The sequence below is a fragment of the Phytomonospora sp. NPDC050363 genome (genome assembly GCF_040655735.1).
Lineage (GTDB): Bacteria > Actinomycetota > Actinomycetes > Mycobacteriales > Micromonosporaceae > Phytomonospora.
This window is the reverse complement of sequence record NZ_JBFAKK010000009.1, coordinates 159165-171278: the sequence shown is the minus strand read 5'-3', so window position 1 is coordinate 171278 and position 12114 is coordinate 159165. Positions and strand designations below refer to the sequence as shown.

Genomic DNA, 12114 nt, shown 5'->3' with positions numbered 1-12114 from the left:
TCCCGTGCGAGCGCATGGCGATTCTAGGTCGCCTGGTTTTACAATGCAGTCGCATGGTAAAAAATCGGGAGGATCACTTGAAACCTGTGCGACGCATGACCTCGCTGCTCGCGGCGGTGCTGGTACTGGCCGCGACGCTCGTGGCGGGCGCGGCCGCCGAGGCCGCCGGCCCGTCCCTCGTGCGGACTTCGGCCGGGATCCTGCGCGGTGAGGCCGGCCGGGACCACCGCTGGTTCCGTCAGATCCCCTTCGCCGCACCACCCGTCGGCGAGCTGCGATGGGAGGCCCCGCAGCCTCCCGGGCACTGGCGGGGGGTGCGCGACGCGACCGGCGAGACCAGGCGCTGCGTGCAGGAACCGGCTCTCGACGGCCAGGCCAGCCGAGACGAGGACTGCCTCTACCTGGAGGTGGCCACACCGCGCTCGGTCCGCACACCGAAGGCGGTGCTCGTGTGGTTCCACGGCGGCGGCTTCGTCGAGGAGGCCGGCGGCGACTACGACCCGCGCCGCCTGGCCGTCGGCGGCGACGTCGTGGTCGTGACGGTGAACTACCGGCTCGGGATGCTCGGCTTCTTCGCCCATCCCGGCCTGCCCGAGGCCGGCGCGCTCGGGCTCGCCGACCAGCAGGCCGCGCTGCGCTGGGTTCAGCGTGAGATCGGCGCCTTCGGCGGGAACCCGCGCGAGGTCACCATCATGGGCGAGTCCGCCGGCGGGCAGAGCGTCTGCGGACATCTCGCCTCGCCCGCCGCGTCGGGCCTGTACCGGCGCGCCATCGTCCAGAGCGGTCTGTGCACCCGCGACCTGCCCGGCGGCGGGCTGATTCCCGGGCTGCCGACGGTTCCGCCGTGGTCGCCGCGCGAGGTCGTCGCCGAACGCGGGATCGCGACGGGGGAGCGGCTGTGCCCCGGCCGCGAGGACGTCCTGGCCTGCCTGCGGGAGAGGACGCCCGACGAGCTGGTCGACAGCGGCGAGTTCTTCGCCTACAGCAGCCCCGCCTACGGAACCCCGGCCATCCCGGAGGATCCGCGGGTGGTCTTCGCCGAGGGCCGGCGCGAGCCTGTCCCGGTCCTGTCGGGCACCACCCGCGACGAGAGCCGCTATGTCGCCGCCGCCTTCTACGAGCACGCGGGACAGCCGGTCACGGAGGGCAACTACGCCGAGCTGATCGCCTTCGCCTTCGGCGAGGACGCCACGCAGGTCTTGGCGCGTTACCCCCTCGCCGACTACGAGAGCCCCCCGCTGGCCTGGTCGGCGGCGATGACCGCGGCCATGTGGGCCTGCCCGGCCGTCGAGCGCAACGAGCTTTTCGCGACGACCGCGCCGGTCTTCGCCTTCGAGTTCGCCGACCGCGGCGCTCCCTCCACGCTGCCCTTCGCGCCGAGTTTCCCGCTCGGCGCCGCCCACGCCTCCGACGTGGCCTACCTGTGGGCGCCACCGGGGCCGATACCAGGCACGACGCCCGCGCAGGAGGAGCTGTCGGCGCGCATGGTCGCCTACTGGACCAACTTCGCGCGGACCGGCGACCCCAACGGCGCGGGCCTCCCATCGTGGCCCGCCTTCGCCGACGCCGGAACGCTCGCGCTCGCGCCCGGCCGGATCGAGCCGGTCGACCAGGACACCCGGCACGGCTGCGGCTTCTGGCGGGGCCTGTGGGATGAGGTGAGCGGTTAGATTGTCCGGATGCCCGCCGAACCCACTGTCCGCCTCGCCCGTGCCACCGCCGGCTACACGGTCCCGAACGGGCGCGACGCCGAGCTCGTCGACGTGCCGCTCAGCGAGGCCCTGCACGCCGACATCCGGCCGCTCGGGGCAGCCGAAAGGCTACTGCGCGAAGCCCTCGGCGGTCCCTTCACCGACGGGATCCCTGACGAGCCCGACCTGCTCCAGCCCACGCGGGTCCGCGTCGGCGCGGTCATCATCCGCGACGGCATGATGCTGCTGATCGCCCTCGCCGGCGCCCGGACGGTCTACGAGATCCCCGGCGGCGGTGTCGAGGCGGGCGAGACGCTCACCGAGACGCTGTGCCGCGAGATCGTCGAGGAGACCGGCCTGACGGCCACCGCGGGTCGGCGGATCGCTCGGATCTGGCGCACCAGCCGGCGCCTGCCCGGGCTCTTCCTGGACCATTACTTCCTCGCCGAGGCGAGCGGCGAGATCGGCGAACTCGCCGACCTCGACCTCGACGGCGGACGGCCGGTGTGGGTGCCGGTCGGTGACGTGCCGGGGCTGGCGGTGTGGCCGAGGCGCTTGCGCTGGCGCATCGCGCACTGGTGGGAGCGCGGCTGGCCGGAGAACGTGGTCGAGCTGGCCGACCGCAACACCGACCTGTCGGCGGACTGCCGATGGTGACGGTCTGGCTGATCCCGGTCGCCGGCGGCTACGCGGTTCCCGACGGCCGGGCCGCGGGGCTCGTCGAGGTCTCGCTGAGCGAGGCCCTGCACGCCGACATCCGGCCGCTCGGTGCGGCCGAGAGGCTGCTGCGGGCGGCGGTGACCGGCGTGGAACCCGAGGCCGAGGGCCTGCCCGACGATCCCGTCGGTGAGCGCGTGCATCGGACCCGGGCCGGTGCGATCGTCGTCCGCGACGGCCGGATCCTGCTCGTCCAGGCGCGACCGGACGGCTCCGGCCGGGGCTGCTTCGAGATCCCCGGCGGCGGTCTGGAGAACGGTGAACGGCCCGAGGAGGCAGCGGTCCGCGAACTGGCCGAGGAGAGCGGCCTCGCGGGCGTGGTCGTGCGCGAGATCGCCACCGTCTACCACCAGTGGCGGGGGGAGCCGAGGCTCTGGCTCGGGCACTACTTCCTGATGGAGGCCGCCGGGGAGATCAGCGACCGCTTCGACCTGCCCTCCGGCGAACGGCCGGTGTGGGTCGAGGTCGGCGCGCTGGCGAGCCTGCCCGTGTGGCCGCGGCGTCTCGCCTGGCGGCTCGGGCACTGGATCGAGCACGGCTGGCCGAAGGCGCCCCTGGCGCTCTTCGACCGCAACCACGACCTCGTCGAACGCTGCGACTGGTGACACGCCGACGGCCCGCGCCTCCAGGGCACGGGCCGTCAGGTGATCGGCGCGGTTAAGCTCGCGAGCGCCGCTTCGGCGTCGAGCGTGACCGCTGCGGCGTGCACGACAGCCGCGACGCGCAGCGCGTCGTGCACGTGGTCGCGGGAGGCGCCGGACTTGATCAGCGTCTTCTCATGCGACTCCAGGCAGACTCCGCAGCCGGTGACGGCCGAGACGGCCAGGCACCACAGCTCGAAGTCGACCTTGTCGACGCCCGGGTTCCCGATCACCTGCATGCGCAGGCGCGCGGGCAGGGACTGGTAGGCCTCATCGCCGATGAGGTGCTTGCCCCGGTAGTAGACGTTGTTCATGGCCATGATCGAGGCCGCGGCCTTGGCCGCTTCGAGAGCCTCGGGGGAGATGTTCTTGGCGGCCTCCTCGGCGACCTCGCGCAGGACCGTGCCGTTGCGGGAGGCGACGGCCGTCGCGACGAGCGCGCCCCACAGCTGCTGAGCCGTCAGCGACGACGTGGTCGTCACCGAGCCCAGGTTCAGCCGGGTGTCCTTGGCGTACGCCGGGAGGGCTTCCTTGATCGCGTCGATGCCCATGGACTACCCGGCCATCAGCTTCTGGGCGTCGAGCGTGTCGGAGCCCTTGTTCCAGTTGCACGGGCACAGCTCGTCGGTCTGCAGGGCGTCGAGGACGCGCAGGACCTCGGCCACGTTGCGGCCGACCGAGCCGGCGGTCACCATGGCGAACTGGATCTCGTTGTTCGGGTCGACGATGAAGGTGGCGCGCTGGGCGACGCCGTCCTCGCCGAGGACGCCCGCGGCCTCGGTCAGCTCGCGCTTGACGTCCGAGAGCATCGGGAAGGGCAGCTCGCGCAGGTCGGGGTGGTCCTTGCGCCACGCGAAGTGCACGAACTCGTTGTCGACCGACCAGCCGAGGACCTGCGCGTCGCGGTCGGCGAACTCGCCGTTGAGGCGGCCGAACTCGGCGATCTCGGTCGGACAGATGAAGGTGAAGTCCTTCGGCCACGCGAACAGCACGCGCCACTTGCCCTCGTGGGTCTTGTTGTCGATGGTCGCGAAGGCGTTGTCCGGGTCGAGGGAGACACAGGCGGTCAGCTCGTAGGCCGGGAAGTGGTCGCCGACGGTAAGCACGTTGAGGCTCTCCTTGATGTGTGACGTTGGGTAATGACTCGCTGAGCGGATCGTCGCTTTCTGGAGTCGTTCAAAAGTATGCCCGACGTGGGCTCGCCCGTCCCCACCGAGGTGGGCCTTAGTGAACATGATCACCGGCCGGCGACGCGTCACACGCGCCCGCGGGCCCGCACGCTGGGCTGCGGTCGAGGCGGGGCGCTGCTCTCGCGTTGCCGAGGCGGGATCCCAGGCTCGCCCGATGCCCAGCCCGCCGACGATCCTGCGTGGCGACGCCTCGACGCCCGCCCGATCGCCGTCAGTGCCGGACGGGACGGCGCCGTCCGCGTCGGGGCCCTCGCCGGCCTGTTGCCCTGGCCGGCAACCGGCATACGAAAGGCGCGGCCCGTGCCGGCGCCGCGCCCCTTTATCTCGGCCTCTACTGGTCGAACAGCACGCTCAGGCTCTCCTTGCGGTGGATCCGCGAGATCGCCTCGGCGAACAGCGGCGCCACCGACGCGACCCGCACCTTCGGTGAGAAGTCCACCGGCTGGTTCTCCACCGTGTCGGTGATCCACAGCGTCTCGATGGGGCTCATGTCCAACCGATGCATCGCCTTGCCGGTGAACACGCCGTGCGAGACGGCCGCGCGCACCGACTTGGCGCCCTTGCCGATGAGGCACTCGGCGACCTCGGCGAGCGTCCCGGCGGTGATGGTGAAGTCGTCGACGATCAGCGCGTGCCGGTCCTTCACGTCGCCGATGAGGTCGATCACGCGCGCGGCCTCGCTGTGGTCGACTCGCTCCTTGTCGGCGATCGCGAGGGGCGCGTCGAGCCGGCGGGCGAACATCCGCGCCTTCTTGGCGAACCCGGCGTCGGGGGAGACCACCACCATGTCGGTGAGGCCCTCGGCGGCGACGGCCTCGGTCAGGGTCGGCAGTGCGTACAGGTCATCGACCGGAATGCCGAAAAAACCCTGGATCTGCGGTGCGTGCAGGTCCAGGGTCACCACTCGGTCGGCTCCGGCCGCCTCGATCGATTGGGCGCAGACTCTGGCCCGGATCGAGACTCTCGGCTCGTCCTTCTTGTCGCCCTTGGCATAGCTGAAGTACGGCATCACCACCGTCACCGAGGCGGCTGAGGCGCGCTTGAGCGCGTCCACCCAGAACAGCAGCTCCATGAAGTGGTCGTTGGCGGGGAAGACCGTCGACTGCACCAGGTAGGCGTGCCGTCCGCGGACGTTCTCGCCGACCTTGACGAAGAGGTTGCCGTCGGAGAACTGCAGGACCTCCCCGAGACCGGCCTCGATGCCCATGTGTCGGCAGATCGACTCGGTGAGAACCGGGCTCGCCGAGCCGCCGAAAACCAGAAGATCGTCATCGCGTGTCATCGCGCACCGCCTTCCTGCGACTTCGAGTCGCACGGCGTAATTCTTCGTGGGGGTCTGGCTTCGTCTTTCATCCTCGCGGCCACGGAGAGGATCATCGCATGCCGGGAAAGATCTGAGCGTTGGGTTCCCGACACGCCTCGTATACCGCGATGTGGGATTACTGGTCAAGATCTGGACGGTACTGGCATACTCGGCGCCGTGAGACTCCACCTCATTATCGGCCCTTAGCGCGCTGTCGAACAGACCCACAGCGCGCAGACCTCCCGTGACCACGGGGGGTCTTCTTGTTTTCCAGGTTCTCCCCAGTTCCGACTCATCGCAGCAAGGCCGGCAGCACACCGGAAGGACGGCCACAAGATGAACCAGCCCGCCGCCGAGTTCCATCTCTACGACACGACCCTGCGCGACGGCGCCCAGCGCGAGGGCATCGGCTACTCCGTCGCCGACAAACTCGCCGTCGCCAGACTGCTCGACGACCTCGGGGTGGACTACATCGAAGGCGGCTGGCCGGGAGCACTGCCCAGCGACACCGAGTTCTTCCGCCGGGCCCGCCACGAACTCGACCTCAAGAACGCCACCCTCGTCGCCTTCGGCGCCACCCGGAAGGCCGGCCGCGCCGTCGAGGACGACCCCCAGGTCAAGGCCCTCCTCGACGCCGAGACCCCCGCGCTGTGCCTGGTCGCCAAGTCCGACCTGCGGCACGTCCGCCGGGCGCTGCGCACCACGGCCGAGGAGAACCTGGCCATGATCGCCGACACCGTCTCCTACGCCGTCGCCAAGGGCCGCAAGGTCTTCCTCGACTGCGAGCACTTCTTCGACGGCTACCGCCACGACGCCGACTACGGCACCGAAGTGGTCCGCACCGCCCTTGTCGCCGGCGCCGACGTCGTCGTCCTGTGCGACACCAACGGCGGCATGCTCCCGCACGACATGACCGAGGTCGTCACCGAACTGCGCTCCCGCCTCGAAGCGGCCCTGCCCGCGGGCAGGAGCGTGCGGCTGGGCATCCACTGCCAGAACGACACCGCATGCGCCGTCGCCAACACGATCACCGCCGTCCAGGCCGGCGTGATGCACGCGCAGTGCACCGCCAACGGCTATGGCGAACGACCCGGCAACGCCGACCTGTTCGCCGTCGCCGCCAACCTCTCGCTGAAACTCGGGCTGCCCGTCCTACCGGGCGGCGGCCTGGCCAAGATGACGCGCGTCGCGCACGCCGTCGCCGAGATCGCCAACCTCGCCCCCGACACCCACCAGGCGTACGTGGGACACGCCGCCTTCGCCCACAAGGCGGGGCTGCACGCGAGTGCGATCAAAGTGGACCCCGAGCTCTACAACCATGTCGATCCGGCGGTCGTCGGCAACGACATGAGGGTCCTGGTCACCGAGATGGCCGGTCGGGCCAGTATCGAGCTCAAGAGCGCCGAGCTCGGCATCGACCTGACCGGCCGTCCCGAGGTCACCGCGCGCGTGACCGACAAGGTCAAGCAGCTGGAGGCCGCCGGCTGGTCCTTCGAGGCCGCCGACGCCTCCTTCGAACTCCTCGTCCGCGACGAACTCGACGACAGCGTCCCCGCGCCCTTCGGCCTGGAGTCCTACCGCGTCATCGTCGAACACCGCGAGGACGGCGCCGTCGTCAGCGAGGCCACCGTCAAAGTCCGCGTCCGAGGCGAGCGCGTCATCGCCACCGCCGAGGGCAACGGTCCCGTCAACGCCCTCGACTCGGCACTGCGCCAGGCGCTCCAGCGCCACCACCCGGCGCTGGCCGAGGTCGAGCTCGCCGACTACAAGGTCCGCATCCTGGCCGGTTCGCACGGGACGGCCGCGGTCACCCGCGTCCTGATCGACTCCTCGGCCGAGGACCGCGACTGGACCACCGTCGGGGTGCACGAGAACGTCGTCGAGGCCAGCTGGCACGCCCTCGTCGACGCGCTCACCTACGCCCTGGCGCCGGAGCGGGCCGCCCGTTGAGCCGAGGGCGGGGTTGGCGGCGCTGAGTACCTTAGGCGTGTGAGCCTCAACGACAGCCGGTACGGCTACGCCCGCCCCGACCCGACTCTCGCGCGTCGACGGATCGTCGCGGGGGCCATCCTGGGCCTGATCGTCCAGGTGATCCTCGCGACGGTCCTCGGGCTCATCGCCGTCCAGGGCGGCACGATCGGCGACATGTTCGCGATGGGCTCCTTCTCCAGCCTGGTGGCCACGCCGGCCTGCTTCGTCGCGGCCTTCGCGCTCATGTTCAGCCCCAGGACCCGCCAGCTGGGCGTCGGGGTCCTCGTCGGCGCCATCTGCGGAACACTGCTGCTCATGGGCGGTTGCGCGGCTTTCGGCTGAACCGCGCCTTTCGGGGCGCTCGCGACATATAACGTCACCCTAGGGCTTGTCCTGTGATCCACCGGACACGCCCGAAGCCGACCGACGGCGATCCGGGGGGACAGCGATGCCAGCCGATCCGAGACGTGTGCTCACCATGTCCGAACTCGTTCGGGGTGAGGCCGAACGCATGCGCAGGCAGGGCCAGGCCCTCACCGAGATGCCCGCCGCCGCGCCCGACGAGGTCCTCAGCGGCGAACTCGACGCGCACAGCGCGCGCTGCCAGTCCGTCGCCCGCCAGCTCGACGAGCTCGCCTCGACGCTGGAGGTCCACTCCCGCGCTGTCGAGGCCCCGGCCGTCCGGCGGCACCTGCCCGAACTGGCCGCCATCGCCGGGGCCGGGGCCCTCGTCGTCGCCGGCGTCTTCGTCTTTCGCCGCGTTCGCAGCCGGAGGAGCCGATGAGCAAGGGCAAGCACGCTCGCGTGCACGCGCGCCACCAGCTCGACCACGAGCAGACCGACTCCGCGCCCAAGGACAGCGAGGAGCTGATGCTCCTGGCCCGCGACCTCGGCGTGTGCGCCGAGCAGATCGCCACGACCGCCGGCCGGCTCACCGCCCTGTTCAGCGACCCGGTCCTGCTGCGCTCGCTGGCCGCCAGCCCGCGCACCGGCACCAAGGTCACCGCCCAGCTCACGCGCGTCATCGCCGGCGACGCCGGTCTCGGCTGCGGCACGGAGACGACGCGGCTGGGCAAGGTCGTGGCGAAACTGACCGGCACCGACGGCACCGGGAGCCTGCCCTCCCTGGTCGCCGCGACCGCGCTGAAGGCCCGCATCCGGGGCCTCGCGCGTCTGCACCCCGAGCTGTTCGAGGACGCCGACATGGCCGCGCTCATCGCCGCCGTCGAGGAGGACCGGCAGGCCGAGGCGCTCCTGCGCTTCCGCCGGATGATCGCCGACCGGGGCACCGGCGAGGCCCTCGGCGCCATCGCGCCGGTGTTCATCGAGCTGTCCGGGCTCATCGCCCTGCTCGACGACAACCCCTTCAACGACGCCGTGGGCTGGAACCTCGCCACCGGCAGGCCCGTCACCTCCGAGCCGATCCTGGGCGTCTCGATGTCCTGGACCTCGGCCTTCGAGCACGGCGAGGGCCGCGCGGAGGAGGTCGAGCTGCCCGAGGCGGTCGCCTCGCTCGTCGAGGACGAGGGGACGGTCGTCGCGCACGTCCGCAACATCCGCCTCATGCGGCCCTTCGGCTACGTGCTCCTCCAGCGGATCCGCTCCCGCGACGGCGCCGAGCGCCACGTGCTCCTGCTGCCCGGGATGACCGCCGACACCGTCCACGGCGACGCCGGCGAGGACCACGCCCAGCTCACCGAGGCCGCCTATACGCGCGCTCTGCGCGGTGTCCTTGCCGCGGCGGGCGTTCCCGACGGTGCCGAGATCGCGCTCGTCGGGCACAGCCAGGGCGGTGTCGTGGCGATGAACTTCGTGTCGGACCCCGAACTGGTCCGCCGCTACCGCTTCACGCACCTCGTCGCCGTCGGCGCGCCCGTCGACTACCGCGAACCGCTCGCCGAGGGGCTGTGGATCGCCAGCGTCACCAACCAGCACGACATCGTCCCCGCCCTCGACGGACGTGGATTCGGTGCCGTCTTCGACCCGCACCCCGACTGGTACGAAGTCGACTTCGCCGACGGCCGCCACGGCTTCCCCGCCTGCCACGGCGCGGGCCGCTACGCCGACAACCTCGCCGAGGACATCCCCGAGGCCGCCGCGCACATCGACCGGCAGATGTCGCGCTACCGCGGCGAAGTGCTCGCCACCCGGGCATTCCGGCTCAGCTGACGGGCGTGGGCGCCGCCATCGCGCCCGGTTACCGTTCTGCGGGTGGCCACAGTCGCAGAACTCTTCACCTACCCCGTCAAAGGGTGCGCCGGCGTCCGACTCACCGAGTCGACCCTTCACGAGACCGGCCTGCCCTTCGACCGCGCCTACCTCGTCGTCGGGCCCGGCGGGGTTTTCCGCAGCCAGCGCTCCGACCGCTCCCTCGCGGTGATCCGGCCCGCCGCCGACGCCGAGGGCGTCACGCTCTCGGCGCCCGGCATCGGCGACCTGCGCGCCGAGATCCCCGAAGGAGTCCCCGCGAGCGACGTCACCATGTTCGGCAGCCCTTACCGGGGCGTCGACCAGGGCGACGACGCCGCCGCCTGGCTCACCGAGGTCCTCGGAGTGCCCAGCCGCCTCGTGCGGGTCCCGCCCGACCACGGCCGCGTCACCGACGGCCGCGTCGCCGGCACCTCCGCCTACGCCGACAGCTGCGCCGTCCACGCCTTCTCCACCGCCTCGATGGCCGAACTCAACCGCCGGGTCGGCGAACGGGGTCTCGGGCCGCTGCCGCCCGCGCGCTTTCGGCCCAACATCCTCCTCGAAGGCATCGACGAACCCCACCGCGAGGACCTCGCGCACACCGTCCGGATCGGTGGCGCCGAACTCGCCTACGCCAAACTCGCCGTGCGCTGCGCGGTCACCATGGTCGACCAGGTCAGCGGCGGCAAGGCGGGACCCGAGCCGCTGCGGACACTGGCCGGCTACCGCCGGCACCCCGAGGGCGGTGTCGTGTTCGGCGCGAAGTTCGCCGTCACCAAGCCGGGGAAGGTCGCCGTCGGCGACGCCTTCGACGTGACCGCCTGGGGTGAGGCCGAGCTGTGAGCGTTGCTCGGACAACCCGGTCCCCGGCGGGCCACAACGATCGGTTGTCCACGTAACTTGCGGTGATGGACACCGAGGCACTGCGGTCTTTCGTTCGCGCGGCCGAGCTCGGACAGCTCCGGCGCGCGGCCGAGGAGCTCGGCGTCACGCAGCAGGCGGTGTCGAAACGGATCGCCGTGCTGGAGCGCGAACTGGGCGTCCGCTTGTTCACCCGCACTCCTCGTGGCGTCGAGCCGACCCTCGACGGCCAGGCGTTCCTGCCGCACGCGCGAGGCATCGTCGCACGGGCCGAGCGCGCCGTCACCGCCGTCCGGCCGGGCTCGCGCGCCCTGCGGATCGACGTCCTCGGCCTGCGAAGCGCGCAGGCCGTGGCGCTGCACGACTACTGGCGGGCGCAGCCGGAGACCGACCTCGACGTCGTGACCCTCCGGGTCGCCGACCCTCGCGAGGCGGTCGCCGCCGTGGAGGCCGGCGACATCGACGCCACCTTCCGCACTCTGACCGAGCCCGCCGCACTGCCGCCCGACCTGGAGATGATCCGCGCCTTCGACTCGCCGCTGGAACTCCTCACCGGCCCGGGGCACCCGCTCGCCGCCGCGCGGAGCCTGAGCCCGTCGCGGCTGGCCGGCCACCGGATCTGGGTGCCGGGCATCGCGCCCCGAAGCGAGTGGGCGGTGTTCTACGCCCAGCTCGCCGCCGACTTCGGCCTGCGCGTCGACGCGGCGGGCCCGCACTTCGGCGACGAGGTCCTCATGGACGTCCTCGCCGAATCCACCGACGTCGCCACCCTCGTGGGGGCCCGCGACCGCTACGCCTGGCCGGCGGGACACGACCTGCGCCGCATCCCCCTGGTCGATCCGGTGGTGGCCTACCCGCTCTCGCTGATCCTTCCCGCCGCGGACCCGCATCCGGGACTCCGCGGCGTCCTGACCCATCTCGGCAGCCTGCCGAAACTCCCCGGATCGGCCTGGCTGCCGTCCTGGGCGAGGACACGAAGGAGTACCGATGACCGCTGACCGTTTCATGCGCATCCGCAGCGCCGAGTTCCAGACCATGGCCGCGCGGGTCCTGCGGGTCACCGAACTCACCTCCCGCCTGAACCTCCTGCCCTTCGCCGACGAGGCGGGCAAGGCGGACCTGTTCGAACAGATCCTCGGCAGGCCGCTGCCGGCGGGCGTGACGATCCATCCGCCGTTCTTCACCGACCACGGCCTCAACCTCGACCTCGGGGAGCGCGTGTTCGTCAACCAGAACTGCACCTTCCTCGACCACGCCGGCATTCGCCTCGGCGAGCGCGTGATGGTGGGACCGAAGGCCACGTTCATCACCGTCGGCCACCCGGTCGACCCCGAGGAGCGGCGTGGGTGGCTGACCGGCGCGCCCATCGACGTCGCGGAGAACGTGTGGATCGGTGCGGGCGCCACGATCCTGCCGGGCGTCAGCATCGGCCGCGACGCGGTGGTCGCGGCCGGTGCCGTGGTCGCCGAGGACGTTCCGGCGGCGAGTCTGGTCGCCGGCGCCAAGGCCGCCGTGATCCGGCGGTGGTGACGGATCCGCCGGGCAGCCGC

At 71.6% G+C, this 12114-nt stretch carries 13 protein-coding genes; 10 read left to right on the top strand and 3 right to left on the bottom strand.

Features of this window, described 5'->3' with window-relative positions; genetic code table 11:
* Window positions 1-86: 86 nt before the first annotated feature.
* The 3 genes from AB0I28_RS24495 to AB0I28_RS24485 are packed head-to-tail and all read left to right on the top strand — an operon-like array spanning window position 87 to window position 3013.
* Window positions 87-1670 carry a carboxylesterase family protein gene (locus tag AB0I28_RS24495; protein WP_357497257.1) on the top strand — a complete coding sequence of 528 codons (1584 nt, stop codon included), beginning with the start codon at window positions 87-89 and terminating at the stop codon, window positions 1668-1670.
* 9 nt (window positions 1671-1679) lie between these two features.
* A complete protein-coding gene (locus AB0I28_RS24490) occupies window positions 1680-2348 on the top strand; it encodes an NUDIX domain-containing protein (RefSeq protein WP_357496937.1) in 669 nt (222 codons plus the stop codon).
* Window positions 2342-3013: an NUDIX hydrolase gene (locus AB0I28_RS24485; protein ID WP_357496935.1), complete on the top strand. Its 672-nt coding sequence runs from the start codon at window positions 2342-2344 to the stop codon at window positions 3011-3013. Before AB0I28_RS24490 ends, AB0I28_RS24485 begins: the two co-directional genes overlap by 7 nt.
* Window positions 3014-3048: 35 nt before the next feature.
* On the opposite strand, the gene AB0I28_RS24480 is transcribed toward AB0I28_RS24485, so the two are convergent.
* From AB0I28_RS24480 to AB0I28_RS24470, 3 genes are all read right to left on the bottom strand, one after another.
* A complete protein-coding gene (locus AB0I28_RS24480) occupies window positions 3049-3600 on the bottom strand; it encodes a carboxymuconolactone decarboxylase family protein (RefSeq protein WP_357496933.1) in 552 nt (183 codons plus the stop codon).
* A 3-nt stretch (window positions 3601-3603) separates the two neighbouring features.
* Complete coding sequence (locus tag AB0I28_RS24475; protein ID WP_357496931.1) at window positions 3604-4155, bottom strand: peroxiredoxin; 552 nt, start codon at window positions 4153-4155, stop codon at window positions 3604-3606.
* 415 nt (window positions 4156-4570) lie between these two features.
* Complete coding sequence (locus AB0I28_RS24470; RefSeq protein WP_357496929.1) at window positions 4571-5521, bottom strand: ribose-phosphate pyrophosphokinase; 951 nt, start codon at window positions 5519-5521, stop codon at window positions 4571-4573.
* 357 nt (window positions 5522-5878) lie between these two features.
* Here AB0I28_RS24470 and cimA point away from each other — a divergent pair, with 357 nt between their 5' ends.
* The 7 genes from cimA to AB0I28_RS24435 all read left to right on the top strand — a co-directional run bounded on the left by cimA (window position 5879) and on the right by AB0I28_RS24435 (window position 12094).
* Window positions 5879-7492 carry a citramalate synthase gene (gene cimA / locus AB0I28_RS24465; RefSeq protein ID WP_357496927.1) on the top strand — a complete coding sequence of 538 codons (1614 nt, stop codon included), beginning with the start codon at window positions 5879-5881 and terminating at the stop codon, window positions 7490-7492.
* Between the two features lie 39 nt (window positions 7493-7531).
* On the top strand, window positions 7532-7855 hold the full coding sequence (locus AB0I28_RS24460) for a hypothetical protein (RefSeq protein WP_357496925.1): 324 nt from the start codon (window positions 7532-7534) through the stop codon (window positions 7853-7855).
* A gap of 136 nt (window positions 7856-7991) precedes the next feature.
* Window positions 7992-8297 (top strand): hypothetical protein, encoded by a 306-nt coding sequence (locus AB0I28_RS24455; protein ID WP_357496923.1) that lies wholly within the window; start codon window positions 7992-7994, stop codon window positions 8295-8297.
* Window positions 8294-9682 (top strand): hypothetical protein, encoded by a 1389-nt coding sequence (locus AB0I28_RS24450; protein WP_357496921.1) that lies wholly within the window; start codon window positions 8294-8296, stop codon window positions 9680-9682. The genes AB0I28_RS24455 and AB0I28_RS24450 overlap by 4 nt, the downstream gene beginning before the upstream one ends.
* 42 nt (window positions 9683-9724) lie before the next feature.
* Window positions 9725-10546 (top strand): MOSC N-terminal beta barrel domain-containing protein, encoded by an 822-nt coding sequence (locus AB0I28_RS24445; RefSeq protein ID WP_357496919.1) that lies wholly within the window; start codon window positions 9725-9727, stop codon window positions 10544-10546.
* Window positions 10547-10611: 65 nt separating this feature from the next.
* A complete protein-coding gene (locus tag AB0I28_RS24440; protein WP_357496917.1) occupies window positions 10612-11562 on the top strand; it encodes a LysR family transcriptional regulator in 951 nt (316 codons plus the stop codon).
* Window positions 11552-12094: a DapH/DapD/GlmU-related protein gene (locus AB0I28_RS24435; RefSeq protein ID WP_357496915.1), complete on the top strand. Its 543-nt coding sequence runs from the start codon at window positions 11552-11554 to the stop codon at window positions 12092-12094. The genes AB0I28_RS24440 and AB0I28_RS24435 overlap by 11 nt, the downstream gene beginning before the upstream one ends.
* The last annotated feature ends 20 nt before the right edge of the window (window positions 12095-12114 follow it).